At 69.4% G+C, this 26,788-nt stretch carries 25 protein-coding genes, 1 tRNA gene and 1 other RNA gene; 11 read left to right on the top strand and 16 right to left on the bottom strand.

What is annotated here, in order from left to right:
* Window positions 1-33: 33 nt before the first annotated feature.
* The 10 genes from G5B46_RS21445 to G5B46_RS21405 form a co-directional block, all read right to left on the bottom strand.
* On the bottom strand, window positions 34-2,148 hold the full coding sequence (locus tag G5B46_RS21445; RefSeq protein ID WP_165262265.1) for a serine hydrolase domain-containing protein: 2,115 nt from the start codon (window positions 2,146-2,148) through the stop codon (window positions 34-36).
* Window positions 2,149-2,254: 106 nt separating this feature from the next.
* Window positions 2,255-3,055, bottom strand: a complete 801-nt coding sequence (locus tag G5B46_RS21440; RefSeq protein ID WP_165262263.1) for a C13 family peptidase — start codon at window positions 3,053-3,055, stop codon at window positions 2,255-2,257.
* 7 nt (window positions 3,056-3,062) lie between these two features.
* Window positions 3,063-3,533 (bottom strand): PaaI family thioesterase, encoded by a 471-nt coding sequence (locus G5B46_RS21435; protein WP_165262261.1) that lies wholly within the window; start codon window positions 3,531-3,533, stop codon window positions 3,063-3,065.
* 3 nt (window positions 3,534-3,536) lie between these two features.
* Window positions 3,537-4,016, bottom strand: a complete 480-nt coding sequence (locus G5B46_RS21430; protein WP_165262259.1) for a ClpXP protease specificity-enhancing factor SspB — start codon at window positions 4,014-4,016, stop codon at window positions 3,537-3,539.
* Between the two features lie 200 nt (window positions 4,017-4,216).
* Window positions 4,217-4,582, bottom strand: a transfer-messenger RNA (tmRNA) gene (ssrA, locus tag G5B46_RS21425).
* Window positions 4,583-4,587: 5 nt separating this feature from the next.
* A complete protein-coding gene (locus G5B46_RS21420; RefSeq protein WP_240903601.1) occupies window positions 4,588-4,818 on the bottom strand; it encodes an Atu4866 domain-containing protein in 231 nt (76 codons plus the stop codon).
* Window positions 4,815-4,949 (bottom strand): hypothetical protein, encoded by a 135-nt coding sequence (locus G5B46_RS24775; protein ID WP_276611620.1) that lies wholly within the window; start codon window positions 4,947-4,949, stop codon window positions 4,815-4,817. Before G5B46_RS24775 ends, G5B46_RS21420 begins: the two co-directional genes overlap by 4 nt.
* Before the next feature lie 140 nt (window positions 4,950-5,089).
* Window positions 5,090-5,977, bottom strand: coding sequence for a hypothetical protein (locus tag G5B46_RS21415; RefSeq protein ID WP_165262257.1), 888 nt, complete (start codon window positions 5,975-5,977; stop codon window positions 5,090-5,092).
* Between the two features lie 5 nt (window positions 5,978-5,982).
* Complete coding sequence (gene ilvN, locus G5B46_RS21410) at window positions 5,983-6,540, bottom strand: acetolactate synthase small subunit (protein WP_101711904.1); 558 nt, start codon at window positions 6,538-6,540, stop codon at window positions 5,983-5,985.
* A gap of 41 nt (window positions 6,541-6,581) precedes the next feature.
* Window positions 6,582-8,387 (bottom strand): acetolactate synthase 3 large subunit, encoded by a 1,806-nt coding sequence (locus G5B46_RS21405; RefSeq protein ID WP_165262255.1) that lies wholly within the window; start codon window positions 8,385-8,387, stop codon window positions 6,582-6,584.
* Window positions 8,388-8,835: 448 nt separating this feature from the next.
* On the opposite strand from G5B46_RS21405, the gene G5B46_RS21400 reads away from it, so the two are divergent.
* The gene (locus G5B46_RS21400) at window positions 8,836-9,381 is read left to right on the top strand and encodes a hypothetical protein (protein ID WP_165262253.1); all 546 of its coding nucleotides are present in this window, start codon (window positions 8,836-8,838) and stop codon (window positions 9,379-9,381) included.
* On the opposite strand, the gene miaA is transcribed toward G5B46_RS21400, so the two are convergent.
* Window positions 9,314-10,249, bottom strand: a complete 936-nt coding sequence (gene miaA, locus G5B46_RS21395; protein ID WP_165262251.1) for a tRNA (adenosine(37)-N6)-dimethylallyltransferase MiaA — start codon at window positions 10,247-10,249, stop codon at window positions 9,314-9,316. The two genes, G5B46_RS21400 and miaA, sit on opposite strands and share 68 nt — an antisense overlap.
* On the opposite strand from miaA, the gene G5B46_RS21390 reads away from it, so the two are divergent.
* The 3 genes from G5B46_RS21390 to G5B46_RS21380 are packed head-to-tail and all read left to right on the top strand — an operon-like array spanning window position 10,248 to window position 12,277.
* Window positions 10,248-10,724 carry a hypothetical protein gene (locus G5B46_RS21390; RefSeq protein WP_165262249.1) on the top strand — a complete coding sequence of 159 codons (477 nt, stop codon included), beginning with the start codon at window positions 10,248-10,250 and terminating at the stop codon, window positions 10,722-10,724. The genes miaA and G5B46_RS21390 overlap by 2 nt on opposite strands.
* Window positions 10,725-10,766: 42 nt before the next feature.
* A complete protein-coding gene (serB, locus tag G5B46_RS21385) occupies window positions 10,767-11,615 on the top strand; it encodes a phosphoserine phosphatase SerB (protein WP_240903600.1) in 849 nt (282 codons plus the stop codon).
* On the top strand, window positions 11,612-12,277 hold the full coding sequence (locus G5B46_RS21380) for an HAD family phosphatase (protein ID WP_165262245.1): 666 nt from the start codon (window positions 11,612-11,614) through the stop codon (window positions 12,275-12,277). The genes serB and G5B46_RS21380 overlap by 4 nt, the downstream gene beginning before the upstream one ends.
* A 102-nt stretch (window positions 12,278-12,379) precedes the next feature.
* On the opposite strand, the gene G5B46_RS21375 is transcribed toward G5B46_RS21380, so the two are convergent.
* Complete coding sequence (locus tag G5B46_RS21375; RefSeq protein WP_165262243.1) at window positions 12,380-13,231, bottom strand: protease modulator HflC; 852 nt, start codon at window positions 13,229-13,231, stop codon at window positions 12,380-12,382.
* A complete protein-coding gene (hflK, locus tag G5B46_RS21370) occupies window positions 13,228-14,343 on the bottom strand; it encodes an FtsH protease activity modulator HflK (protein ID WP_165262241.1) in 1,116 nt (371 codons plus the stop codon). Before hflK ends, G5B46_RS21375 begins: the two co-directional genes overlap by 4 nt.
* 105 nt (window positions 14,344-14,448) lie before the next feature.
* On the opposite strand from hflK, the gene G5B46_RS21365 reads away from it, so the two are divergent.
* Window positions 14,449-15,561, top strand: coding sequence for an Mrp/NBP35 family ATP-binding protein (locus tag G5B46_RS21365; RefSeq protein WP_165262239.1), 1,113 nt, complete (start codon window positions 14,449-14,451; stop codon window positions 15,559-15,561).
* A 147-nt stretch (window positions 15,562-15,708) separates the two neighbouring features.
* Here G5B46_RS21365 and G5B46_RS21360 read toward each other — a convergent pair whose 3' ends face one another.
* Window positions 15,709-16,557 carry a hypothetical protein gene (locus G5B46_RS21360; protein WP_240903599.1) on the bottom strand — a complete coding sequence of 283 codons (849 nt, stop codon included), beginning with the start codon at window positions 16,555-16,557 and terminating at the stop codon, window positions 15,709-15,711.
* 126 nt (window positions 16,558-16,683) lie between these two features.
* On the opposite strand from G5B46_RS21360, the gene G5B46_RS21355 reads away from it, so the two are divergent.
* The 6 genes from G5B46_RS21355 to G5B46_RS21330 all read left to right on the top strand — a co-directional run bounded on the left by G5B46_RS21355 (window position 16,684) and on the right by G5B46_RS21330 (window position 23,654).
* Window positions 16,684-16,758, top strand: a tRNA-Lys gene (locus tag G5B46_RS21355).
* A gap of 257 nt (window positions 16,759-17,015) precedes the next feature.
* Window positions 17,016-17,822, top strand: a complete 807-nt coding sequence (locus tag G5B46_RS21350; protein WP_165262237.1) for a hypothetical protein — start codon at window positions 17,016-17,018, stop codon at window positions 17,820-17,822.
* A 157-nt stretch (window positions 17,823-17,979) separates the two neighbouring features.
* Window positions 17,980-19,242, top strand: a complete 1,263-nt coding sequence (locus G5B46_RS21345) for a rhamnogalacturonan acetylesterase (protein WP_165262235.1) — start codon at window positions 17,980-17,982, stop codon at window positions 19,240-19,242.
* A 27-nt stretch (window positions 19,243-19,269) separates the two neighbouring features.
* Window positions 19,270-20,232 (top strand): alpha/beta hydrolase, encoded by a 963-nt coding sequence (locus G5B46_RS21340; RefSeq protein WP_165262233.1) that lies wholly within the window; start codon window positions 19,270-19,272, stop codon window positions 20,230-20,232.
* A complete protein-coding gene (locus tag G5B46_RS21335; protein WP_165262231.1) occupies window positions 20,229-21,665 on the top strand; it encodes a glycosyl hydrolase family 28-related protein in 1,437 nt (478 codons plus the stop codon). Before G5B46_RS21340 ends, G5B46_RS21335 begins: the two co-directional genes overlap by 4 nt.
* Before the next feature lie 201 nt (window positions 21,666-21,866).
* Complete coding sequence (locus G5B46_RS21330; protein ID WP_165262229.1) at window positions 21,867-23,654, top strand: ATP-binding protein; 1,788 nt, start codon at window positions 21,867-21,869, stop codon at window positions 23,652-23,654.
* Between the two features lie 211 nt (window positions 23,655-23,865).
* On the opposite strand, the gene G5B46_RS21325 is transcribed toward G5B46_RS21330, so the two are convergent.
* A complete protein-coding gene (locus G5B46_RS21325) occupies window positions 23,866-25,491 on the bottom strand; it encodes an MFS transporter (RefSeq protein WP_165262227.1) in 1,626 nt (541 codons plus the stop codon).
* 165 nt (window positions 25,492-25,656) lie between these two features.
* Window positions 25,657-26,766, bottom strand: a complete 1,110-nt coding sequence (locus G5B46_RS21320) for a glycoside hydrolase family 88 protein (RefSeq protein ID WP_109099342.1) — start codon at window positions 26,764-26,766, stop codon at window positions 25,657-25,659.
* Between the last annotated feature and the right edge of the window lie 22 nt (window positions 26,767-26,788).

Here is a 26,788-nt window from a genome sequence, read left to right as displayed (position 1 = left end):
TACGACGGGGGAGCCTGCACGCGGCGTGCCGGATCAGGTGTTCCAGAACTCGAGGAAGCCCCAGGCGGCCAGCACGATGGCGAAGCCGATGAAGATCAGCGCGGTGACTGTGAAGCACAGTTTGCGCAGGTCGTTCCAGCTGTCGACACGACGGCCGCCGCGCCAGACGACGGGCGTCATGGCCAGGGTCACCAGGGTCAGGATGGTGGCGATGAAGGCGCAGGCCGAGGCCGTCAGCAGCCAGCCGCTGGGCCAGCCGAAGACCACGGAGGCGACGTCGCCCGAGCCGAGCGCGAAAACGCCAACGCAGGCGATGGCCGTCAGCCACAGCACGGCCTGGGTGGTCTGCAGCAGGCTGGCGCGGGCCTGGCTGGTGGTCTGGCGGGTGTCGCGGCGGCTGCGCACGAACACGCCCGCCAGGGTGGCGATCGAGGCCAGGGCGGCCAGCAGGGTCGCGCCGGACAGGACGCCCTGCTTGAACAGCGGGCCGACCCGCTCGTAGGCGGAGATCCCCGAGGGGGCGAAGAACCGCGCGGGCGTTCCGTCCTGGCGCTGGAACACCAGCATGTCGGTGCCGTCCGCGGCCTTGAAGACGTCCTCGCGGTCGGTCGGAATCCACAGGCGCGTCTGGCCGTCGGTGGTCACGGCAAGGCCTCCCTGGGCGCTGGCGCGCACCTTGGCCACGCCGATCAGACGGTTCACGAAGCCTTCCAGGCCGCCATAGGCGCGCCGGTCGGTCAGGTAGTCGCCCGCATAGAGTGCGGCCGCTTCGGCGGTCAGCGGCGTGAAGGCCGGGACCGCGCGGGCCGGCGCGTAGAAGCGCTCGACGATGGCCGACGGAAGGGTCGCGGGCAGGCTCTGGCCGGTGTCGGTGTTGACCGAGACGAAGACGCCCAGGCCCAGGTCCGGGACGATCACCATGTTGGAGTGGAACCAGAGGGTCGCGCCGCCGTGGCCGAAGCCGCGACGATTGCCGGGCAGGGCGATGTCCTGGAAGCCGCTGTTCAGGCCGGCGGCGCCGGCCGCGGGGCGATAGCTGGGCGTGCGGAACGCCTGGGCCGCGCGGGCCGAGAACACGGTGCGGCCGTCGATCGTCCCGCCGTTCAGCAGCAGGGTCATGTAGCGGGCCATGTCGGCGGCGGTGCTCGAGGCCGAGCCGGCCGGGGCGATCTGGCCGATGAACTCCACCGGCTGGGCCTGCAGGCCCAGCGGCGTCCAGCGATAGCCTTCCGCCATATCGGCGGCCAGGGCGGGGGCCATGGGTGCGGGCAGGTCGTCGCGCCAGGCGCGGGGCTCGCGGAAAGTGGTGCGGGTCAGGCGCGCCGGCACGATCACGCGTTCGGCGATCAGGTCCTCGAAGGGCTTGGCGCCGGTGTTGGCCAGGGCCGCGCCGACCAGGGCCACGCCATAGTTCGAGTAGGCCGGCAGCACGCCCGGCTCGCGCACCCGGTTGGGGCGCTCCTGGCGCAGATAGACGTCCAGCGGCCGGATACGGCGCTCTTCACGTTCGAAGAGCTGGCCCAGCGCGCGGTCCTCGAAGCCGGGGGTGTGGTTGTAGAGGTCGCGCACCCGCACCGGGTTCTTCTTGCCCTGGTCGCGGACCTGAAGCTTCTCGGGCAGATAGACGTTGATCGGCGTGTCGGGGCGGATGCGGCCGGCGTCGATCTCGTTCTGCAGGGCGATCCAGGTGAAGGTCTTGGAGATCGAGCCGATGCGGAACAGCGTGCGGTCCGGATCGACCCGACGGCCGCCCGACAGGCTGGCGACGCCGTAGCCCTTCTTCAGCACCACCTGGCCGTTCTGAACCACCGAGACGGTGACGCCGGCGATGTGGTCCTGGTTCATGGACCGGCGGACGAAGCCGTCGACGAAGGCTTCCAGCTCGGGCGCGGGCAGGGGCGTGACGCCGGGCAGGGCGGGCGCGGCAGGCGGCGTCACGACCGGAGCGGCGGCCGGCGTGGCCGGGCGTGCGGCGCGAACGGGCGGCGTGGTCCTCGGCGTGGTCGTGGCGGGAGCCGGGGCGCGCGGCGCGGTCGGTATCGGAGCCGTCGGCGCCGTGCTTTGGCTCGTGGCGCTGCCCGCGCCAGCCAGCCAGATCCCAACGACCGCCGCGCACCGCGCGACCTTGGACGACAAACGCAACGTCACGTATCCCACCTCGCCGATAGAGCCCCTCGTGGCCTTCTTAGGCCAATTCGCGCGGCGAGGGACACCGGCCCCGGGAAGAAAACTGCCGCTGCGTCAGTCGGGCTGTTCAGTTTCCAGCCGGCTGGCTCGTCGAGACCGGGGGCGGCGCCGGCTTTCGCGCCTTGGAGAAGGCATAGAGGGGCAGCAGGGGGCGCAGTTCGGGGCCGATCCACATCTGCGGCTCCGACGGCGGGGTCATGCCCGTGTCGACCTCCTTGCGCGCCACGCAGGCCTGGACCGCGCGGCCGAGCGCGGCGAAGTCGCGGGCCTTGCCGATCTCGGACAGGAAGCAGTCGTCGAAATAGGGATAGCGGTCGCTTTCGCCGCAGCCGAACGAGGTGCGATCGGGGCGCGCGGCGGTCAGGATCATACGATCGTCGCGCTCCAGGACCGGAACGAACACGCCCGAGAAGCAGGCCGAGATCACCACGATCGACGGCCGGCCAGGGCAGGCGTCGTCGACCATCGCCGCCAGGCGCTGGGGGCGCAGGATCTTTTCGCCCATCACCACGCCCTCGGGCGCGCCGTGCGAGGTGATGTAGACGAAGCAGCCTGCCGGCGCGGCCTGGGCGGCCGAGGCCAGCCCGGCCTGGATCGACTTGGCGTCGGAGGCCGCCACGTCCTGGGAGGGATAGCGCTTGGGGCGGGTCGAGAACTGCGCCGGGGCGGGGAAGCCAAGAGCGGTCAGGCTTTGCGAGATGTCGCGGCGGGCGTTGTCGAAAGCCTCGGTCGAGCCGCCGGAATGGGCGCGGAAGTCGCCGGCCACGACTACGGCCGCCCAGCGGTCGAACGGCCCCTCGGCATGGGCGGGCGCGATGGCCAGCAGGGCCAGCAGCAGGCCGATCAGGAAGCTCGCCGCCCGGGCCATGGCGCGCCTATTTCTTGAACTTGGCGAAGGGCGTCGGCAGCGCCGTGCCCGTGGACGTGGCCAGCAGCCGGCCCTCGGCGTCGTAGAGCTCGCCCTCCATGAAGCACACCGTGCGGCCCCACTTCACCACCCGGCCGACGCCGCGCAGCGCGCCGGGCATGGCCGGCCGCAGGAAGCTGGTCTTCATCTCAAGCGTGGGAACCACGTGGGTCATGCCCGAGGCGATCATGCCGGCCACCGACATGCATTCGTCGAGCATGGCGCAGACGAAGCCGCCCTGGACCTGGCCCATCGGATTGGCCAGCAGGTCGGCGCGGGCGTCGAAGGCGATCTCGACGCGCCGCTCGGCCTGACTGACGCCGATGAGCTTGAAACCCAGCGTCCGGGCGCTGGGCGGTGCGTTCTTCGAGGCCGTGAAACGCGCGAGGATCGCCTCGTCGGTGAGGGTTTGAGGCTCGTCCGAGGCGATGTCGCTCAAGGCCTACTTCTTCCGAAACTGGTCGAGGGAGATGATCTTGGGCGCCTCGTCGCCGTCGGCGGCGGGCGGGGTCGGCTCCGGCTCGGGCTCGACCGGGGCGGGCTCGATCTCGGGCGCCTCGAACTGCAGGGCGAACTGCACCGAAGGATCGTAGAAGCGGGTCACCGCCGCATAAGGGATCGACAGGCGCTTGGGCTGGCCGCCGAACTTCAGCGTCACCGAGAAGAAGGTCTCGCCGGGAGCGAGATCCCAGTACTGGTGCTGCAGGATGATCGTCATCTCGTCCGGATACTTCGAGAGCAGGTCCTGCGGCGCGGAGACGCCGGCGGCCTGGGTCTTGAAGGTGATGTAGAGATGGTGCGGCTCGGGCAGGCCGCCGGGCGCGGCCGCCTTCTTCAGCGCGGCCTTGACGACGCCGCGCAGGGCGTCCTGGGCCATGGCCTCGTACTGCATCAGGTCTTCGGTCGGAGGAGTGCGGGCCATGGGTCTTCGATTAAGCAAAAACGACAAATCCAGCGGCCAGCGTAACCTGTCGCGGGCCTGCGGCAAAGGCGCCCGTATACGGTAGCGGCGTACAAATTTTCGAGGGTGACCGGCGGTGTCGAAAAGCGACAGGATTCCGTCGTCGAGCACGCTGAAATCGCCTTGGAAATGGCGGGCGCGAGACATCTTGGTATCTGGAAAGTGGAGGGATTCTGTTGCCAGGCTCCCTCCGGGCCCCGCCTAGGGATCTGAACCCCTAGGACTTAAGAGGCGAATTCACCTGCACCGCATTACGCAGCGACGGCGAACTCTTCAGCGAAGTTATCGTTCGCATTTAGTTTAATGGCCCGAAACGGTGGGCCAAGCCGAGAGAAAGCAAACACCTTTACACGTCTGTCGATGCTGATCGGCCCCATGCAGTCCCGTGATAACTCGGGAGAGATTTGGTGGAGCCGCCGGGAATCGCACCCGGGTCCAGTCCGCTTATTACGTGCGCGTTTATCCCCATAGTTCGGCCGAAGCCGGACAAACCCAATATAGGCCCTAGGGCCTGCGGATGGAAGGGGCGCGGCTAAACCGTCCCCAGGCTGAGGCGGCCTTCGGCGAGGCGGCCGGTGACGACCGCGCCGTGGTCCTCGAACAGCTTCAGGGTTTCGCCGACCAGGACGTAGGCGCCGGTGAAGACGCTGTCTGGGTCGGCGTGCACCTCGACGAAGCGGCCGTCGGGGCGCAGTTCGAGGCTGAAGCGGCCATCAGGCGAGGACCAGACGCCGGAGACAGGGAGGTGGTCGATCATCATCATGGCAGGATCCTCCAGGCGGAAGCGGACGAGAGCAGGGCGGGCAGGGCGGCCATCGCGCAGGCGCCGGCCCAGAGGGCGACGGCGAACCAGCGCGGCGCCGCCGTCGCGCGACGGGGCATGTGGCGGGTCATGGCCAGGCTTTGATTTGGGGTTTGGTTTTGGGGGAGCGCCGCAGGGGAGCTACGGCGGAACGAGGTCACTATGACCCAGCCGGTCGTCCAGTCGGTAGAGCGATGCTCCGGGTTGATTGCACGATCCTACGGATCTGCGGTCAGCGCGGCTCGGGCGTTGAGGGAGCGGGCGCCGGCGGCTCGGCCGGTTCCGGTTCGTCCTCGGCGACGGGCACGGCCGCGGGCTGGGGGCGGCTGGAGGTTCCGGCCTTGAGTTGGCCGCCTTGCGCCTTGAGATCGGCATAGGCCGCGGCCTGGCGCGAGAAGTCGCCGCCGCGCGGCAGCACCGCGTCGAACAGCGGATCGCGTCCGGCCGCCGCTCCGACCACGGCCGACAGCACGCTCGCGATCGAGCCGACCTCGGCGTCGTCGCAGGCGCGGCGCAGGTGCCGGGCCTGGCCGGGAACCAGCAGGGTCACGTCCCACGAGACGCCGTCGACGCAGACGCCTTCGACCGCGCCGCCGCCGTAGTCGACGATGACGCTGCGGGGCTGGCCCCAGGCCGGATCGCCGGCCAGGGCCTTGAGGGCGGGGATGCGATCGTCGGGCAGTTCGGCGTTGATGTCGACGCGACGGCCGATCTCTGGCGTGCAGCAGCCCAGGCCTGCGCGGGCCTGGACGAAGGCGCGGCCGTCGCGGCGCACCGTGACGCGGACGACGGCCTGGCGGACGCCGCGCGCCGGCCGGGCCCAGGCTTCCAGCACCAGTTCGCCGCCGCGCACCAGCTGGGTCTGCAGGGGCTGGAGGCCCCAGAGGCGATAGAGGAGGGGATCGACGCCGTTGTCGATCGGGATGGGCTGTTCCTTGCGCCCCAGCCGGCGGCCCGCCAGCGGATCGACTTCCGAGGCGGGGCGCGGAATTTCGTTCGACCACCAGGCGGCCGGATCGGGCGGCGGCGCGGGGGCGGCGGGAACCAGGGGCGTGACCGGCAGGGCCTGGGCCGCGAGCGCCAGGGCTCCCGCGATAATGGCCGGTCCGACGACGCCCATGCGGCTTACATCCCTTCGAAGCCCCGCTCGATGGAAAGGACGCCGGTGCGGGAAAGTTCCACCAGGCCCAGCGGACGCATCAGGTCGAGGAACTTGTCGATCTTCGAGGGCGCGCCCGAGATTTCGAACACGAAGCTCTCCAGCGTGGTGTCGACAGGCTTGGCGCGGAAGATGTCGGCGATGCGCAGGGCCTCGACGCGCTCGGCGCCGGAGCCGCGCACCTTGACCAGGGCCAGCTCGCGCTCGACGCCGTTCGGGTCGCGGGTCACGTCATGCACGCGGCGGACGTTGACCACCTTGTTCAGCTGGGCCTCGATCTGGTCGAGCACCTGGCGCGTGCCGCGGGTGACCACGGTGATGCGGCTGGTGTGAGCCTTGCGGTCGGTCTCGGCGACGGTGAGGCTTTCGATGTTGTAGCCGCGGGCGGCGAACAGGCCGACCACGCGGTGCAGCACGCCCGGCTCGTTGTCGACCAGCAGCGCGAAGGTCGCGGTCTGCTCGGCCTGCTCGTTGGGGCTGAGATCGTAGGCCGAGGCGGGGGCGGGTTGAACGTTGGCGGTCATGAATCAAGCCTAGAACAGTGTAAGGCGAAGGGCGAGGTCGATCAGACCAGCCCCGCGCCCTCTTCGCCGATGACGTTACCGATGTCCTCGACCTCGCCCATGATCATCTCGTTGTGGGCCTTGCCCGAGGGGATCATCGGCAGGCAGTTCTCGTGCTTCTCGACGCGGCAGTCGAAGATCACCGGCTTGTCGCTGTTGATCATCTCCAGGATCTTGCCGTCCAGCTCGGCCGGGTCCGAGCAGCGGATGCCGACCGCGCCATAGGCCTCGGCCAGCTTCACGAAGTCGGGCAGGCTGTCGGAATAGGAGTGGCTGTAGCGCTCGCCGTGCAGCAACTGCTGCCACTGGCGGACCATGCCCATCCATTCGTTGTTCAGGATGAAGATCTTGACCGGCAGGTCGAACTGGATGGCGGTCGACAGTTCCTGGATGCACATCTGGATCGAGGCTTCGCCGGCGATGTCGACGACCAGGCTCTTGGGGTGGGCCAGCTGCACGCCCAGGGCGGCCGGCAGGCCATAGCCCATGGTGCCCAGGCCCCCGGAGGTCATCCAGCGGTTCGGCTCCTCGAAGCGGAAGAACTGCGCGGCCCACATTTGGTGCTGGCCGACTTCCGTCGTGACGTAGACGTCCTTGTCCTTGGACAGCTCGTACAGGCGCTGGATGGCGTACTGCGGCTTGATGACCGTGTCCGAGCGCTTGTAGGCGAGGCACTGGCGAGCGCGCCAGGCGTCGATCTGGGCCCACCAGTCGGTCAGGGCGGCCTTGTTGGGCTGGTGGCCGGCGGTCTTCCAGGCCTCGATCAGATCCTCGAGGACGCTGCCGGCGTCGCCGACGATCGGCAGGTCGACGCGGACGTTCTTGTTGATCGACGAGGCGTCGATGTCGATGTGGATCTTCTTGCTGCCCGGCGAGAAGGCGTCCAGGCGGCCGGTGACACGGTCGTCGAAGCGGGCGCCGACGCAGATCATCACGTCGCAGTCGTGCATGGCGTTGTTGGCTTCGAACGTGCCGTGCATGCCCAGCATGCCCAGCCACGCCGGATCGGCGGCCGGGAAGGCGCCCAGGCCCATCAGGGTCGAGGTGACCGGCGCGCCGGTCAGGGCCGCGAACTCACGCAGCTTCTCGCTGGCCTTGGGGCCGGCGTTGATGACGCCGCCGCCGGTGTAGAAGATCGGCCGGCGGGCCTGGGCGATCATCTTGGCGGCTTCGGCGATACGGCCGGCGTCGCCCTTGATGCGCGGCGAATAGGCGTGGTTCGAGGCGACCTCGGTCGGGCCGTAGTACTCGCCCTTGGCGAACTGGACGTCCTTGGGGATGTCGATCAGCACCGGGCCCGGACGGCCGGTGGTGGCGATCTTGAAGGCCTCGTGGATGATCTGCGGCAGGTCGCGGACGTCTTTGACCAGGTAGTTGTGCTTGGTGCACGAGCGGGTCATGCCGACGGTGTCGGCTTCCTGGAAGGCGTCGGTGCCGATCAGGTGGGTCGGAACCTGGCCGGTGATGACGACCATCGGGATCGAATCCATCAGGGCGTCCATGATGCCGGTGATGGCGTTGGTCGCGCCCGGACCCGAGGTGACCAGAACGACGCCCGGCTTGCCCGAGCTGCGGGCGTAGCCTTCGGCGGCATGGGTCGCGCCCTGCTCGTGGCGGACCAGGATGTGCTGCAGGCGCGGCTCGTGGAACAGCGCGTCGTAGATCGGCAGGACCGCGCCGCCGGGATAGCCGAACAGCACCTCGACGCCTTGATCGACGAGGCCGCGAACCACGATCTCGGCGCCGGTCATGGCGCGGTTCGCGGTGTCTGCGGGAGCGTTGCTCTCGATGGTCTGGTGGGCGGTCATGGCGAAAGTCCCGGATGGACGTGAAACTGGGCTTTGGAGGCGGCGGAAAAAGAAAAAAGGCCCCGAAGGACCTTTGTGCGCGCGACCGATCTATCAGCGTGACTTCGAGGTCACGCCGTGAACGGCCGCTCCATAAGTACGATCATGGTGTTGCGCACGAGTGTTGCTCCAAATGGATGATCGGGGAATGCCATGCTCGCGAAAGGGCGTCAAGGCGCGCTTTGGCGCAATAAAAGACCTCGACCGGCCGCGCCGGCGCGATTGTGGGCGGCAACTTGCTCCGACCATGCCATGCAACGCGCAATGAGCTTGCTCGCGATGGCCGTCAGTCGGTCACGCCCTGCCTGCAATCTTGCGGCTGCGGGCATGCGGGCGCCGCCTGGCTTCGGACTTGCCGCGGCTGGCGACTGCGGGCCAAGCTGAGGCGAGAGTTCAGAGGGGGATCAAAATGCCACAGGCCGACACGCCGCCCGCCGTCGCCGCCGAGCCGCCGGCCATGCATCGCCTGGTGTCCATCGCGACGGAGGACCGGCCCCTGGTGCTGGTCAAGGACGGGCGCTCGGAAGCCGCCCTCGCGCGGCAGGCGGTCTTCCTGAAGATGTCGGCTCGTGAGGAGGCGGCTTCGGCGGCCCTGGGCGATGGGCTGGCCTTCAAGTGCCGGTGGGTCATCGAGGCCTATCACCAGCGGGACTTCTGCTTCAGCTCGATCACCGGCCAGACGGCCTGCACCGAACCGATGACCCGCATCCTGACCGAGACCGAGTCCGGAGAGACCCCGAGCGGGCCCGACGCGTCGTGCAGCCTGGAGCTGCCCGAGGTTTCGCGGGCGTCCGACCGGCTGGGGGCGATCGTCCAGGCGCGCAGCCCGGCCCTGTTCAAGGCCGAGTACGAGCAGAGGGTCCGTCCGGGGCTTCTGGCCTCCGGCGTCAGGCTGACGGAGCGGTCGCCGACGAAACCCGCGTCCAGTCCGGCGTCTGGTTCCGGAACCAGGTGAGCTGGCGCTTGGCGTAGCGCCGGGTTTCCTGGCGGGCGGCGTCGAGCGCCTGCTCCAGGCTGGTCTCGCCGCGCAGGTGCGATGCGAGCTCGCGATAGCCGACCGCCTTGAGAGCGGGGAGGGCCGGATCGAGGCCGCGCTGTTCCATCGCCGCCACCTCGTCCAGGGCGCCGCTTTCGACCATGACGCCCAGGCGCGCGTCGCAGCGGGCGTAGAGTTCGGTCCGCGCCGGATCCAGCACGACGCCGCTCCATTCGCCGGCCTGCAGCACCGGCCGGGTGTCGGCCTGCCAGTCGGAGAGGGCGCGGCCGGTGGCCACGGCCACGGCGTGGGCGCGAACGAGGCGCTGGCGGTCGCCGCTTTCGATGCGGGCCTCCGCGACCGGGTCCAGCGGCCGCAGAAGATCGCGGAACGCGGCCTCGCCCTGGGCGGCATAGAGCAGGCCGGAGATCTCGCGCTGGCTTTCGGGCACCGGCGGCACGTCGGCCAGGCCATGGGTCAGGGCGCGGAAGTAGAGGCCGGTGCCGCCGACGACGATGGCCGGCCGCCCGCGGGCGGCGATGTCGTGCAGGGCCCGGACGGCCGCCGTCTGCCAGCGGCCAACCGACCAGCCCTCGGCCGCATCGGCGACGCCGAACAGGTGGTGTGGGGCGCGGGCTTCCTCCTCGGGCGAGGGGGCGGCGGTCAGCACCCGCAGGCCCGCGTAGATCTGCATCGAGTCGGCGTTGACGATCTCGCCGCCCGTGCGCTCGGCCAGGTCCAGCGCATAGGCCGACTTGCCGCTGGCTGTGGGCCCGGCGATCATCCAGACGCGCGAGTCGGGCGCGAAGGGCGTTTCGACGGTTGCATTGGGGGCGTCACGGTCCATGAAGCGTACATACATGATCGCAGCGGCGCTGGTCGCCTCCTTGGCGGCGGGTTCGGTTCAGGCCGCCACGCCCGAGACCGCCAAGTCCAAGGCGCCCGCCCCGTCGGCGGCTTCGCGCCTTCCCGCTGCGCCGGCCCAGGCGATGTCCAGCGAGGAGAAGGCCGGCTGCGGCGCGGTGCTGGTGATCCTGGGGCAGGTCTCGACCAGCTATCCGCAGCTGTTCGCCAAGCAGGGCCAGGACGGGCGCGGCATCCAGTTCGTGCTGGAAGCCTTCGGCGCCAAGGGCCGGATCATGATGGACGAGGCGTTCGAGGACGGCGCCCAGCGCGGCCTCAAGCCCTCGAAGGTGTACGAGGAAGGCCTCAGCTTCCTGTTCGAGAACGCCCAGCCGGTCGAGGGCGAAACCGCCGAGCAGGGCGGTCGGCGCGCGGCCATGGCCCTGATGCAGCGCTGCACCGGCATCCAGATGGACTAATGCGGGTTGACGGCGGGGGGCGACTGGCTTAGCCGCCCCGCCATGCACGTCCTGACCCTCGTCGGCCCGGAGGCCGAAACTCTCGCCGCCGCTCTTGCGCTGGGCCAGATCGTTCCGCTCGGCCCGAACGCCGTCGACGTCACCTTCGAGGGCGAGGTTGCTTCGGTCCGCGAGCGGGTGATCGCCGCGATCGGCGACAGGCCCGTCGACTTCGCCGTCCAGCCCGTCGAAAACCGCAGGAAGCGCCTGCTGATCGCCGACATGGACTCGACGATCATCAACGTCGAATGCCTGGACGAGTTGGCCGACTTCGCCGGCGTCAAGGACAAGGTCTCCGAGATCACCGAGCGCGCCATGCGTGGCGAACTGGCCTTCGAAGGCGCCCTGCGCGAGCGGGTCGGCATGCTCAAGGGCCTTGCGACCACGGCGCTGCAGACCTGTTTCGACGAGCGCGTGCGGCTCAATCCCGGCGCCGAGACGCTGGTTCGGACCATGGCCGCCCACGGCGCCCGCTGCGCCCTGGTCTCGGGCGGCTTCACCTTCTTCACCAGCCGGGTGGCCGACGCCGCCGGCTTCCACCTGAACCGCGCCAACACGTTGATCGAGCAGGACGAGGCCCTGACCGGCGAGGTCGGCGATCCGATCCTCGGCAAGGAGGCCAAGCTCGCCGCCCTGGAGGAGGAGACCGCCGCTCTGGGCCTGACCCCGGCCGACGCCCTGGCCGTGGGCGACGGCGCCAACGACCTGGCGATGATCGAGGCCGCCGGCCTGGGCGTCGCCTACCGCGCCAAGCCGATCGTGGCCGCCCAGGCCGACGCCAAGGTCGACCATGCCGACCTGACCGCGCTGCTCTACTTCCAGGGCTATCGCGCCGAGGAGTTCTGGCGGTGAGCTTCCCCCGCCGCGTCGAGGCGGTGGTCTTCGACATGGACGGCCTGCTGCTCGACACCGAGACCGTCTATCGCGCCGCGATGATCGACGCCGGCCAGGCGTTCGGGGTTCCGGTGACGGCGGCGACCTACGCCTCGATGGTCGGCAAGACCAATCCCGAATGCGCGGTGATGCTGCGCGACCTCTATGGCGAGACCTTTCCGGTCAAGCCGTTCTTCGAGCGGCTGTGGGCCGACGTCGAGCTGCTGCTGGAGGCGGAGATCCGGCTGAAGGCCGGCGTGCAGGAGATCCTCGACCACCTGGACGAGATGGGCCTGCCGCGGGCCATCGCCACCTCGAACGGCCTGCCGGCGGTGGAGCGGTATCTGGGCCGCTTCGATCTTCTTCCGCGCTTCCACGCGGTGGTCGCCCACCACGACGTGACGCGGCACAAGCCGCACCCGGATCCCTACCTGCTGGCCGCCCAGCGGCTGGGCGTGGATCCGCTGGCCTGCCTGGCGCTGGAAGATTCCCATCCCGGCGTCCGCGCGGCGCACGGGGCGGGGATGATGACCATCATGGTGCCCGACATCCTCGACCCGACCGAGGAGATGCACGAAAAGTGCGTCCACATCGCCGACAGCCTGCACGTGGTGCTGGACCTGCTGAAGCGGGCGGGGTGAGCCCCCTCCGGCCCTTCGGGCCACCTCCCCCAGAGGGGGAGGATCTACCGAGCAGATGCTCCCCCTCTGGGGGAGCTGTCGGCGAAGCCGACTGAGGGGGCGTCAGCCCCCCGGGCCCTTCTCGAAATACTTGAAGTAGGCGCTGTCGGGCGACAGGACGAAGGTGGTGTCGCCCCTGCCCATCGACTGCTCGTAGGCCTGCATCGAGCGGTAGAAGGCGGCGAAGGACGGGTCGCGGCCGAAGCTGGAGGCGAACAGCTGGGCGCGCTGGGCGTCGGCTTCGCCTCGGATCTTCTCGGCTTCCTCGTAGGCGGTGGCGACGATCTCGCGGCGCTGCTGGTCGCCGATGGCGCGCAGCTCGGCGGCTTCCTGCTTGCGGGCGGTCTGCATCCGCTCGTAGACGGCCTGCTGGTTGGGCTGGGGCAGGTCGGCGCGCTTGATGCGCACGTCGATGATCTGGATCCCGAGGTTCGAGGCCTTGACCTGGCGAGCCACCTCGTCGCGGATCGCGGCCATGATCTGGGCGCGCTTGCCGGCGATCACGTCGCCGGAGTCGGCGCGGCCGATCTGCTCGCGCAGGGCGGCGTTGACGATGCGGTCCAGGCGGTCGCGGGCCACGGTCTCGCTGCCCAGCGCCCGGAAGAACTGGCGCGTGTCGGAGATGCGGTAGCGGACGAAGGCGTCGACCACCAGCTTCTGCTGGTCGGCGGCGGTCACTTCCTCCTGGTTGGCCGACAGGTCGATGTTGCGCTTGTCGAAGCGCAGCACGTTGTCGATCGGCGACTTCAGGTGCAGGCCGGGCGAGGTGACCACGGCCACCGGCTTGCCGAAGCGCACCACCAGGGCCTGCTGGCGCTGGTCGACCTTGTAGACCGTGGTGCTGACTAGGATCAGCGCGCCCATCGCGGCGATGCCGACGGCGATCAGGGGCGTGTTGTTGGCAAGACGGCTCATCGGGCGGCTCCGTCGGTGGCGGCAGGGGCGGCGGCGGCCGGCGGGGCGACGGACCTGGCGCGGAAGGTGTCCGACGGCAGGATCACCGGGGCGTTGGCGCCCTTGTTGTCGACGATCACCTTGTTGGAGTTGGCCAGCACCCGCTGCATGGTCTCGATGTAGAGGCGCTCGCGCGTCACGGCCGGGGCCAGCTTGTACTGGTCGTAGACCTGGTTGAAGCGGGCCGCGTCGCCCGCGGCCTCGCGCACCACCTGCTCGCGATAGCCCTTGGCCTGCTGGATCACCTGGGCGGCTTCGCCGCGGGCGACGTTGGCGGCCGACTGGGCGTTCTGGGCTGCGCGCTGCACGTCGCGGAAGGCGTCGACGACCGGCTCGGGGGCGTTGGCCACCTGGATGCGGACGCCCTCGATGTGGACGCCGATGTCGTAGCGATCGAGCACCCGCTGCATCAGGATGCGGGTCTGGGCCTCGACCTCGCCGCGGCCGTTGGTGAGGATCGGGGTGAGGGCGGTCTTGCCGACCACCTCGCGCATGGCGCTTTCGGCCACGTCCTTGAGCACGACGTTGGGCTCGCGCACGTTGAACACGTACTTGCCGGCGTCGGACACGCGCCACTGAACGGTGAACGACAGGTCGACGATGTTCTCGTCGCCGGTCAGCATCAGGCGTTCGGCCGGCACCTCGGCGCCGGGGACGCCGCCGATGTCGAGCGTCTGGATCGAGGTGACGGGCACGCGCTGCACGGCCTCGACCGGCCAGGGCAGGTGATAGCGCAGGCCAGGATCGCTGGTGCGGCTGTAGGCGCCGAAGGTGGTGACCACGCCCTGCTGGTTGGGCTGGACGACATAGGTCCCGGTCAGCAGCCACAGGCCGACCACGGCCCCGGCGCCAAGCACGATCGCCTTGCCGCGGCCGGGGCCGCCGAAGGTTCCGCGCAGGCGCTCGGTGACGCGCTCGACCAGCTCGCTGACGTCGATCGGGGGCGGCGGAACGCCAGGCGGACCGGAGGGGCGGCGGCCGGGGTCGGACTTGTTCCGCCCACCGTCGTTCTTGTCGTCGCCCGGAGGGGGCGATCCCCAGGGGCCGGGTCCGGCGTTGTCGTTCCAGGGCATGGGCGGCGCTATCTTCCCGTCGCTCGTTCTTGCGGATGGCGGGGTTGTAAAAGCCCCCCCGTACGCGGATATGAGGACCCCCGCACGACAAGGCAAGACAAAGACGTGACCGCGAGCCCTTCCGCCACCCCCGACGACGCCCGCGAGGCCCTCGACCGCATCGAGGATCCGGCCACCGGCCTTGGCCTGGTGAAGGCCGGACTGGTGCAGGGACTGGTGGTGCGCGAGGGCAAGGCCGGCTTCGTGCTGGAGGTGCCGGCCGCGCGCGTCGGCGGCTACGGACCGGTGCGCGAGGCGGCCGAGAAGGCGCTGGCGGCGCTGCCGGGGATCACCCGCGCCCAGGTGGTGCTGACCGCCCAGGCGGCCGCCGAGACCACCCGGGTGCGCAAGGGCGCCCGCGTCGCCGACGACCCCCAGGCCCAGGTGGGGCCGCCGCCGGCCTCTGAAAAGCCGGCCCACGTGCGCCACGTCATCGCCGTCGCCTCGGGCAAGGGCGGGGTGGGCAAGTCGACGGTCTCGACCAACCTGGCCTGCGCCCTGGCGGGGCTGGGCCTGAAGGTGGGCCTGCTGGACGCCGACATCTACGGCCCCTCGGCCCCGCGCATGATGGGCGTCGAGGGCGAGCCGACCTTCGAGGACAAGAAGCTGCTGCCGATGCAGGCCCACGGCGTGAAGCTGATGTCGATCGGCTTCATGGTCGACGAGGGCAGGGCGATGATCTGGCGCGGGCCGATGGCCTCGTCGGCGGTGCGCCAACTGATCCACGACGTGGCCTGGGGAACCGAGGACGAGCCGCTGGACGTGCTGGTCGTCGACCTGCCGCCGGGCACCGGCGACATCCACCTGACCCTGGTGCAGAAGCTGCGCATCGACGGCGTGGTGCTGGTCACCACCCCGCAGGAGATCGCCCTGATCGACGCGCGCCGGGCCGCGGCGATGTTCGCCAAGACCGCGACGCCGATCCTGGGCCTGATCGAGAACATGGCCTTCTTCGCCGACCCGGCGACGGGCGCGCCGATCCCGATCTTCGGCTCGGGCGGCGGCGTGGCCGAGGCCCAGGCGCTGGGCACGCCGGTGCTGGCCCAGGTGCCGATCGAGATGAGCGTGCGCGAAGCCGGCGACGCGGGCCGGCCCGCGGTGCTGGCCGCGCCCGAAAGCGCCGCGGCCAAGGCTTTCGTCGATGCGGCCAGCGCGGTGTGGAAGAGCATTTCGCACTAGGGTGAGGGTTGTTGTTCCTGGAGGGGCGGTGACCGCAGGTTTCATGGTCGCGCTGAGCCTCCGGCGCTGACCCCCTCCGGCCCTCCGGGTCACCTCCCCCAGAGGGGGAGGATCTATTTGGTGTCCTCCGGAGAGCGCCGCCGCGCGTCAATCGCTGGTCGGGCCTTGCGGCGTCGTGGGCTGTGTCGGTTGCGGGGCGGCGGGGACGGGGGTGATGGGGTAGGCGGGCTTGCGCTTGCCCTTGGCGGCTTCGGGCGCAGGCGCGGCGGCGGCCGGCGGGGCGTGGACGTCGGGGATCGGCTCGACGGTGGGGCCGACGACCGAGGGCTTGGGCTTGGGCGGGGTAGGCGGCGGCTCGTCCTTGCCGCCCATGAACGGGAAGCGGCGCTTCTTGGCCGGTTCGGGCTGGGGCTCGCCGCGATGCTGGGGCGTGGCCGGGGGCATGCAGCCGCGTGCCTCGCCCAGGCCCTTGAGATAGGCGCGGCGCACGGCGCCGGCGGCCATGGCCGACTGCACGAGGCGGTCGTGCTTCTCGGCGCCCGACAGCTTGCGGACCCAGCCGCGCATGGGGATCAGGTCCTGGGCCGCGCTGGCCATGGCCCCGAGGGCGGCGTCGCCGGCCGCCTTGCGGCCGCGGTCCATCAGGTCTTCGTCCTCGCCCGGCGGCACCTGGTCGAGGTCGATCCCCAGCGCCGCGTCGAGCGGCTTCACCAGGGCGGTCAGCTGGCCGCAGCTGGAGGGCTGGGGCCGGGCGTAGGGATCCTGCATGGCCTCCAGCAGCACCGGCGGGATCTTGGTGCGCATCAGGTTGACGTCGCGCAGCGGCGCGGTGACCGCGCCCGACAGGCCGTCCTTGTTGGCCTCCGAGGTGGTCTGGATCTTGTCTGGAGAGTCGACCTCGGCCGGAGCCTTGGAAACCTCGGGCTCGGGCTGGCGCGTGCTCGCGCAGGCGGCCAGCAGGGGGAGCGCGACGGCGAGGAGAAGCAGGCTTCGCATGACTTGACCCTAACGCGCGACGAGCCGTGTCGTCATCCGCCGTGAAACATGAAAGCGAGCTTGCGACGCAGACGTGGCCCGACTATGTTCCGCGCCGCTTCCACGGCCTACCTCCGTGTCGACAGCGGGCCGGTAGCTCAGTGGTAGAGCATTCGACTTTTAATCGAATGGTCCTGGGTTCGAGTCCCAGCCGGCCTACCAACTTTCCTTTGAAGAATAACGACTTAGCGGATCGCCCCGACGGGGCGTCCGCCGAGGCGACGCATCATCGGGAACAGTGCGCGCCTGGTCCGAAGCCCGGTTCGGGGACGGTCGGGGATCGAATCGCCGAATCCGCCGGCCGGGCGTCGCGGGCCGTGCGGCGCCGTCGTCCCGGAGAGCCTTCGTTTAGGTTTCACATCGGATACATTGCAAAATATCCGGTTTCGAGGTCGGGCTTCGATGGTAATCTGCAATCAATGATGCAGCCTTGGATCGAAACCGAGAATCTGAAGGCGTACTTCCGGTTGGGAAGTGCGCCCTACGCCCTCATTACCTTCAATAGTCTCGGATTTCGGCCCGACGAAGAAGACTTCTGGGCCTCGCCGGTCGTGCGCAAGCTGGACATCGGCTGCGTCGGCGTGGTCGCCAAGCGGCCCAACTGGTTCCCCGCCAAGGACATCGAGGAGATCGCCAGGCGCGTTCGCGGCGTACTGTCGGACTATCGGGAGGTGCTGGCCTACGGCAACAGCATGGGCGCGTACGCCGCGCTGGCGCACGGCAAGACGCTGGGCGCCACCACCACCCTGGCGTTCTCGCCGCAGTTCTCGCTGGATCCGGCGCTGGTCCCGCACGACAAGCGCTACCAGGAGTTCTTCCGCCAGGACCTGAACGGCGGCGAAGCCGTGCGAAGCCTGCCGGGGCGCTCGATCATCGTCTACGACCCCTATCAGCCGCTTGATCGCGAGCACGTGGAGCTGATCCGCAAGGTCGGCCGGATCGAAGAGGTGCATGCGCCCTTCATGGACCACGACACGATTCGCATGGTCGCCAGCAGCGAGACGGCCAAGGTGATGTTCCGGGCCGCGCTGGACGGCGACCTGCGGGCGCTGCGCCGGCTGCTCAAGCCGCTTCGCCGCAAGGTGCCGATCTATTATCGCTCGATCGCGTACCGTGGCCTGGTCATCCGCAAGTCGGCGTTCTGGACCTCGGTCGGGCTTCGCAACGGGCTGCAGCTGTTCCCGCAGGACGAAGTGCTGCAGGGCTGGAGCGCGAAGGCGAACTGAGGCTTCGACGCCGGACGTCGCGGATCCTTTAATCCCACAATTCGGGATTGCTTTCTGATATGTGAAATTGCTTGCGCTACCTCCTGTTCTTCGGGATGGTCCGACCAAGGACGTCGACCTTCCGGGATCGACGCGTGGCCGTTCGGGAGGTGCGATCATGGACGTCAAGGGCGCGCGACGGCGCGAGGTCCTGGTCGGGGTGGTGTCGGCCTCGCTGCTGGCGCCCGTTGGAGCACAGGCGCGACAAGTGACGACCCGCAGGTTCGATTTCACCGCCAGGCCGCGCGAGGGCTTCACGCCCGTCGCCGCCGACCGGCTGTACGACGCCGCTCTGGGCTACGGCTTCGAGCCGGGCGAGGGGCGGTCGTTCTCGGTCGCCGCGCCGGAAGGCGACTGGCGCGTGACGCTGGAGGTCGAGGGCGGCGCGGACCTGACCGTGAAGGCCGAGTCCCGGCGGCTGATGGCCGAGCAGATCCGCACCAAGGCCAAGGAGCGCCGCGAGGTGACGTTCGTGGTCAATGTCCGCGACGCCTCGCTGCCGCCGCCGCCGAAGAACGCCCCGGGCGGGACCGGCGTGATCCTCAATCCGCGCGAGAAGGGCACGCCCAACTGGGACGACAGGCTGACGGTGGAGTTCTGCGGGCCTGCCCCGAAGGTGGCCCGCATGACCGTCGAGCCCGCCAGCGTGCCGCGCGTCTTCCTGCTGGGCGATTCCACGGTCACCGACCAGCCGTTCGAGCCGGCCGCCGGCTGGGGCCAGATGCTGCCCAGGTTCTTCGCGCCGACCGTGTCGGTGGCCAGCCACGCCGAGTCCGGCGAGACCATGAAGTCGTTCCTGATGGAGCACCGGCTGGACAAGGTGCTGAGCCAGACGCGGGCCGGCGATTTCGCGCTGATCCAGTTCGGCCACAACGACCAGAAGGAAAACTGGCCCCAGACCTATGTGGCGGCCGACAGCACCTATCGCGACTACCTGCGGGCCTATGTCGGCGAATTCCGGCGCAGGAAGGCCACGCCCGTGCTGGTGACCTCGATGCATCGCCGCCGGTTCGACGGCGAGGGCAGGATCATCAACACCCACGGCGACTATCCGGCTGCGGTGCGGGCGGTGGGCGCCGAGCTGGGCGTGCCGGTCATCGACCTGGCCGCGATGAGCCGCGCCTTCTACGAGGCCCTGGGCCCGGCGCAGTCGCCCAAGGCCTTCGCCGACGGCGGCAAGGACATCACCCACCACGACAACTACGGCGCCTATGAGCTGGCGCGCTGCATCGTCGAGGGGATCAGGGCCGGCGTTCCCGAACTGGCGCGCCATCTTTCCGCCGACGCCGGTGCGTTCGATCCGGCCAAGCCGACGCCTCCCGACAGCTTCGTCATGGCTCCCAGCGCGGCCCGCAGCAACGCGGCCCTGCGCGGCAATTGATCCTCCTTGCGAGGTAAGAGGTATCCGATGATCGACCGTCGCTCCCTGCTGGCCCTGGCCGGCGCGACCGCCGCCAGCCCCGCCCTGGCCCAGACGGCTCCGGCCGTCAGGCCGACGCTGGAGATCCAGCCGATCTGGCCGGGCAAGGCTCCGGGCGGCGAGAAGGTGACGGTCAAGGAGCAGGTGATCTTGCGCACGCCTGGCGGCGATCCCAACGACACGGCCTTCCTCAACATCACCGACCCGGTGCTGATGATGCGCCGGCCGGAAAAGCCCAACGGCGCGGCGATCCTTATGATCCCGGGCGGCGGCTACAAGCGCGTGGCGGTCAGCAAGGCCGGCGGGGCGATCGACAAGTGGATCGCCGACCAGGGCGTGACCGCCTTCGTCATGACCTATCGCCTGCCGGCCGACGGCTGGGCGGCGGGGCCGGACGTGGCCTTGCAGGACGCCCAGCGGGCCATCCGCATCATCCGCTCGCGCGCGGGCGAGCTGGGCCTGGATCCGGCGCGCGTCGGGGTGATGGGCTTCTCGGCCGGCGGACACCTGGCCGGGCGCCTGGCCACCCAGTTCAAGCGCGACACCTACGCGCCGATCGACGCCATCGACAAGCTGTCGACCCGGCCGTCGGTGGCGGGGCTGTTCTATCCGGTGGTGACCATGCAGGCGCCGTTCGCGCACGGCGCGTCGATGCGGGAACTGCTGGCCGGCGACGCCTCCGAAGCGCGCCGCAAGGCCGCGTCGCTGGAGCTGGACGTGCCGGCCGACACCCCGCCGACCTTCATCGCCACCGCCGCCGACGACAAGGTGGTGCCGGCCGACAACAGCTTGCTCCTGTACTCGGCCCTGCGCGCGGCCGGCGTGCCCAGCGAACTGCACATGTTCGAGAAGGGCGGCCACGGCTTCGGCGTGACCGGTCCGCAGGGCATGGACATGGGCTGGCCGCAGCTACTGCCGCCGTTCCTGCGTCGCCACGGCCTCTACACGTGAGCCAGGTCTTCGACGTCCGGTCCTTCGGGGCCAGGGGCGACGGCGAGACGCTGGACACCGACGCGATCAACGCCGCCGTCCAGGCCGCCCGCGCGGCCGGCGGCGGGACCGTGCGGCTGCCGGCGGGGCGCTATCTCTGCTTTTCGATCCGGCTGGCCGGCGGCGTGCGGCTGAAGCTGGAGGAGGGCTGCGTGCTGGTCGCCGCCGATCCGGCCCGGCACGGCGGGGCCTATGATCCGCCGGAGGACAACCCCCACGACCTCTACCAGGACTTCGGGCACAGCCACTGGCGCAACAGCCTGCTCTGGGGCGAGGACCTGGAGGACGTGGCGATCGAGGGGCCCGGCCGCATCGACGGCGAGGGCCTGACCCGCGAGGGGCCGGGCTCGCGCTGGCGCCGGCAGGCGGGCGAGTTTCCGCTGAGCATGGTGGGCCTCTCGGCCGAGGCGATGGCCGAACTGGTGCCCGAACGGGCGGCGATGATCGGCCAGGGCAACAAGGCGATCGGGCTCAAGCGCTGCCGGAACGTGCGGCTGTCGGGCTTCACGCTGGTGCGCGGCGGGCACTTCGCGGTGCTGGCCACCGGCTGCGAGGACCTGGTCATCGAGAACCTGCTGGTCGACACCAACCGCGACGGCCTGGACATCGACGGCTGCTCGCGCGTGCGCATCAGCGACTGCCGGGTCAACACCCCCAACGACGACGCGATCGTGCTGAAGGCCTCGATGGCGTTGGGCGCGGCGCTGCCCACGCAGGACGTCGAGATCACCCGCTGCCACGTCTCGGGCTTCGATCCGGGCACGGTGCTGGACGGCACGCTGGGGCGCGAGCAGCAGATCTCGCCCGACCAGGACCGGGTGACCGGCCGCATCAAGATCGGCACCGAGAGCAACGGCGGCTTCCGGCGGATCCGCATCACCGACTGCGTGCTGGAGCGCTCGCGCGGGCTGGCCCTGGAGACCGTCGACGGCGGGACCATCGAGGACGTCGAGATCGACAACGTCCGCCTGGTCGAGATGACCAGCGCGCCGCTGTTCCTGCGGCTGGGCGCGCGGCTGCGCGGGCCGGAGGGGACGCGGCCGGGCGCGCTGCGCCGGGTGAGCGTGCGCAACCTGTCGGGCGAGACGGCGAAGGCCGACCTGCCGGTGATCCTGGCGGGCCTGGCCGAGCATCCGATCGAGGACGTGCGGCTGGAGAACTTGACCCTCAGCTTCCTGGGCGGGGCGGGGGAGGCGGGCGTCGAGCCGGCGCAACTGGAGGACGCCTATCCCGAGCCGCGGATGTTCGGCGATCCCCCGGCCTGGGGCCTGTGGGCGCGGCACGTACGGGGGCTGGTGATCGAGGGTCTGGCGCTGAGCGGCGGAGCCGACGCCCGGGCGGCGGTGCGGATCGACGGCCAGGACATGGCGGCCGAGCGTTTCGCCGGGCGGTAGCCCGGCGCGGCCTTCTCGGAACGAGCCCGACAGTGCGGCTTAGCGTCGCGCGGGTCGATTTGATGACCCATGCGCGTCGATTTTAGCACCTTCGCTTCCTAGATGAGCGAAAAGGAACGGGATCGAGCTGTTTCGATCCGGCGTGACGTCGACCCTGGGGCCATGTTTCTAGCCACGTTCCTGAGAACCGTTGCGACTGTCGTGCTGGCCGCGTTGATGGCGGTGACGACGGACTACTGCGTCAACATCCTGATCCTGAAGCGCGCCGAGGTCTTCACGCCGTGGATGACGATGGTGATCGTCGTCATCGTGGGCGGGCCGCTGTTCTATGTCCTGCACAGCCAGCGGCTGAACCTGAAGGCCGCCAAGCTTGACCTGTCGCAGAGCCTGAAGATCCAGCGCCAGACGGCCGAGGAGGCCGAGCGCCGCCGCCGCGAGGCCGAGCGGACCCTGTCGCGGCTGCGCGAGCACGAGTCGCTGTACCGGATCCTGGCCAACAACCTGACCGACGCCCTGTCGATGTGGTGGCCCGATGGGCGCAGGCGCTACAACTCGCCCGCCATCGAGCGGCTGACGGGCTACACCCCCGCCGAGTTCCTGGTCGCGCCCAACCTGCTTGGGGTCAGCGAGGAGGACGGCGCCCAGGCCGTGGCGGCCATCCGCACGCTGCAGACGCCCAGTGACAGCAGCACGCTGGAGTACCAGTTCCGCCGCAAGGACGGCCAGACGATCTGGATCGAGAGCACCTATTCGCTGGTGCCCAAGGAGGAGGGCGGCGGCTTCATCGCCACCAGCCGCGACATCACCGAGCGCAAACGCTTGGCGCAGGAGCTGGCGACGGCCGCGCACCAGGCCCAGGCGGCCGCGGCGGCCAAGGCCGACTTCCTGGCCAACATGACCCACGAGCTGCGCACGCCGCTGACGGCGATCATCGGCTTTTCGGGCCTGCTGCGGCAGTCGTCGGCCCTGGACGAGACCGACGCGCGGCAGGTGCGCCTGATCCACGAGGCCAGCAACACCCTGCTTGGCGTCATCAACGACGTGCTGGATTTCTCGCGCCTGGAGGCGGGGCTGGAGCTGGACGCCGAGCCGTTCAAGCCCTGCGAGATCGCCCGCTCGGCCGCGGCCCTGATCGAGAGCCAGGCCCAGGCCAAGGGCCTGCCGGTGCTGATCGAGTTCGGCCCGGGCCTCAAGCCGCTGCTGGGCGACGCCGCGCGGCTGAACCAGGTGCTGCTGAACTTCCTGTCCAACGCGGTGAAGTTCACCAGCGAGGGGCAGATCGTCATCAGCGTGAACCAGGAGAGCTCGGCCCTGGGCCAGCGGCTGCGGATGGCGGTGCGCGACAGCGGCATCGGCCTGCCCGACGACATGCACGAGGCGGTGTTCGAGCGCTTCATCCAGGCCGACGCCGGGGTCTCGCGCCGGTTCGGGGGCACGGGCCTGGGCCTGGCGATCTGCAAGCGGATCATCGAGGCCATGGGCGGCCAGATCGGCGTCGACAGCGTCGCCGGGCAGGGCTCGACCTTCTGGTTCGAGGTCGAACTGCCGGTGACCGAGACGGTGGCCAACGACCTGCCCCCCGCGCCGCAGCCGGCGGCGCTGGACCGGCCCGTTCGGCTGCTGCTGGTCGAGGACAACGCGGCCAACCGCGAACTGATCGGCGCGCTGCTGGCGCCGTTCGACGTCGAGGTCGAGACGGCCGTCGACGGGGTGGCGGCGGTCGACGCCTTCAAGGCCGGCAAGGCCTACGACCTGGTGCTGATGGACGTGCAGATGCCGGTAATGGACGGCCTGACGGCCACCCGCCGTATCCGGGCGCTGGAGCCGATGGGCCTGCGCACCCCGATCGTGGCCATGACCGCCAACGTGCTGCCCGAGCAGGTGGCCACGTGCATGGCAGCCGGCATGGACGACCACCTGGGCAAGCCGATCAATCCCTCGCGGCTGCTGGAGATGGTGGCGCGCTGGGGGCAGGCCGAGGCGGCCTGACAGGCCCTCTCCCCGAAAGGGGGAGGGTCTTGGGTCTCGTCCTTCTCCCCTTGCGGGAGAAGGTGTCGACGTAGTCGACGGATGAGGGGTTGCACGAACGAAAACGCCGCGACGGCCGATCGGCTGTCGCGGCGTTTGGCTTCTGGGAGACCCCTCACCCGACCTCCCTTTCGGGAGGCCACCCTCTCCCGCAGGGGGAGAGGGATCAGTCTCAGTTGATGTCGGGGATCTGGTCGCTGCCGACCGGGGGGCTGGCCTTTTCGCCGCGGCCCCAGAGGCGTTCGTACTTCCAGCCGGTGAGGTCCTCGACGATGGCCTTGGACTCGGGGGTCTCGGCCTCGGTCGCGCCGGCGCGCAGGCGTTCGACCTCGTGGACCAGCACCTCGTGGGTCTTGGCGTTGAGGCGGAACTTCCACGAGATGATCATGCCGGTGACCATCACCAGGATCGGGCCGCCGACCATGATCAGCACCAGGGTGTGGATCGCCTGCGGGGTCTGCTGGACCACCTGGCCCTTGCCGCCCGAGACGAAGCCGCCCAGGCCCAGGAGGGTGGTGGTCAGGAGGATGGCGCCCGACTGGGCGATCTTGCGCACGAAGGTCATGACGCCGGCGAAGATGCCCTCGCGACGCTGGCCGGTGACCGCCTCGTCGACGTCGGGCAGGTAGTTGTAGACGCCCCAGGGCACGAAGTTCAGCGTGCCGCGGCCCAGGCCCGCCAGGATGATCGGCAGGAACAACCAGAACAGGACCGTGGGGTTGAAGCCCGAACCGGCGGCGTTGAAGATGTTGCCGTGCAGGCCCTCGACGCTCGCGGTGAAGCCGGCCGGCTTGACGAGGTAGAAGCCCAGGAACAGCAGCAGGGCCGCGCCGACGAAGGTGATGGCCATGCGGTAGGCGGCCGTCGGACCGGTCTTGATGATCACGCGGATGGCGATCATCACCGAGATCAGCTGGGCGAAGTACATCATCGTCATCGCCTGGGAGATCACCAGGGTCGAGCCGACCATCACCGTGGCCACGAACAGCGGGAAGGCGGTGTTGAAGATGTCCTGGCTGATGTAGCCGCCCAGATAGAGCGACAGGTGCTGGCGGAAGGCCTTCAGCTTCAGGGTCGAGAACAGGTCGCGGAACATGTTGACCGGGATCAGCGCCGCCTTGCCCCAGTCCATGGCCTCGGGCTGGATCAGCTTCTCGTCCTCGGTGTAGGGGCGCTCCCAGGTGAACAGCACCACCAGCACCACGACCAGGCTGAACAGGCCGCCGAAGATGGCCGCCATGATCAGGAAGGTGTTGGAGCTGTCCTTGCCGCCGAAGTTGTTGATGATCAGCGTGGGCAGGTACGAGGCCAGGATCGCCGAGCTTTGGGCGATCAGCATGCGGGCGCCCGCGAACTTGGCCTTCTCCTTGTAATCCTTCGTCATTTCCGCCGCGAGGGTTTCCCACGGGATCAGGAACATCGTGTAGACGAACTCGAAGAAGATGAACGTCACCAGGTAGTAGGTGAACGTCTGCCCCGAGACGAAGATCAGGGCGAAGCTGGGCAGCAGCGGGATGGTCAGCAGCAGGAAGATCTTCCGCCGCCCGACCTTACGGCCGATCCAGGTGTGGCGCAGGTTGTCGGAGATGTAGCCGATCAGCGGGCAGGTGATCGCCTCGAGCAGGCGCGGCAGGCCCAGGATCATGCCGGTTTCGATCGGCGTGAGCCCGCAGAAGGTGATGAAGAAGTAGGCCAGCCAGCCGGTGATCACGGCTTGCGCGCCGGCCCCCAGCATGTCGCCGGAGCCCCAGCCCCAATAGTTGATCCAGGACGGTTTGCGGGCGTCTGGCGTGGCCATGTTCGTTTCGTGTCCCAAAACTTCGAAAGGCTTCTGGTGAGCCTCTGAATTGTATTCCCCCATCCGTTCTTCCCCGCGCAGGCGGGGATCCAAGCCGAGTTTCCGGCGCTCTCGCGATAGAGCCAGCTTGGATCCCCGCCTCCGCAGGGAAGGTCGGTGAGAGAGTTAGATGAAGGCGCGCTGGAACTCGCCCAGCGCCAGCATGGCCAGCGACTGGCCGTACGGCATCGAGGTCAGCGGGATGTCCTTGTAGCCCTGGATCGTGTCGAACACCGGGGTGCCGAACGAGACCTGCTGCAGTTCGCCGGCGTCGTCGATGTTGGCCAGCACGCCCTTGATGGCGCGGATGGCGACGGCTTCGTATTCCTTGCCGATGTAGCGCTTGCGCACGGCCTTGAGCACGCCGTAGGCGAAGCCGGCGGTGGCCGAGGCTTCAAGGTACGAGGTCTTGTCGTTGATGATCGTGTGCCACAGGCCGGTTTCCTGGTCCTGGTACTCGGTCAGGGCCTTGATCTGGGCTTCCAGGGCGTCGATCAGGAAGGCGCGCAGGCCGTCGCCCGGCTTCAGGTCGAGCAGCTCGATGAATTCCGGGATGGCGATCGTCACCCAGCAGTTCCCGCGGGCCCACAGGGCGTCGGCGAAGTTGTGACGGCCCTCGAAGGTCCAGCCGTGGAACCACAGGCCGGTCTTGCGGTCGGCCAGGTACTTGATGTGGACCATGAACTGGCGCTTGGCCTCCTCGACGAAGTCGGGGCGGTCGAGCAGCAGGCCGATCTTGGCCAGCGGCAGCACGCTCATCATCAGCGTGTCGTCCCACAGCTGCTGCGGGTTCTCGCTGTTGAACACGATGTGCTGGAAGCCGCCTTCCTCGGTGCGCGGACCCTCGTACATGACGTAGTCGGCCCAGGTCTCGAGATAGGGGATGTAGGTGTGGTCGCCGGTGGCCTCGTAGAGGTAGGCCAGGGTCAGGAACGGCGAGACCGTGTTGATGTTCTTGGTCGGGGTGCCGGCCTCGAAGCGGTCGGCGAACCACTTGGTCATGATGTCGAAGGCGCGCTCGTCGCCGTACATCTCGTACTGCTTCCACAGGCCGTAGAGGCCCACGCCGTGGGTCCATTCCCAGTCGTTCCAGCCCTTGGTGTCGATGACGCGGCCGTCGTCGAGGCGCAGCAGGAACTCGCCCGTCTCGTCGGTGATGTCGACGAGGTTGCTGATCAGAAGGGCGATCTTGGCCTTGACGTCCTTGGCCTCGATGCCGTGAGCGAGATTGGGCACGGTAGTCTCCTAAAGGTAAGTT

The organism is Caulobacter sp. 602-2, from assembly GCF_011043625.1.
Lineage (GTDB): Bacteria > Pseudomonadota > Alphaproteobacteria > Caulobacterales > Caulobacteraceae > Caulobacter.
Note: the sequence above shows the minus strand (reverse complement) of the source record. Positions and strands in the feature narration are given on the sequence as shown.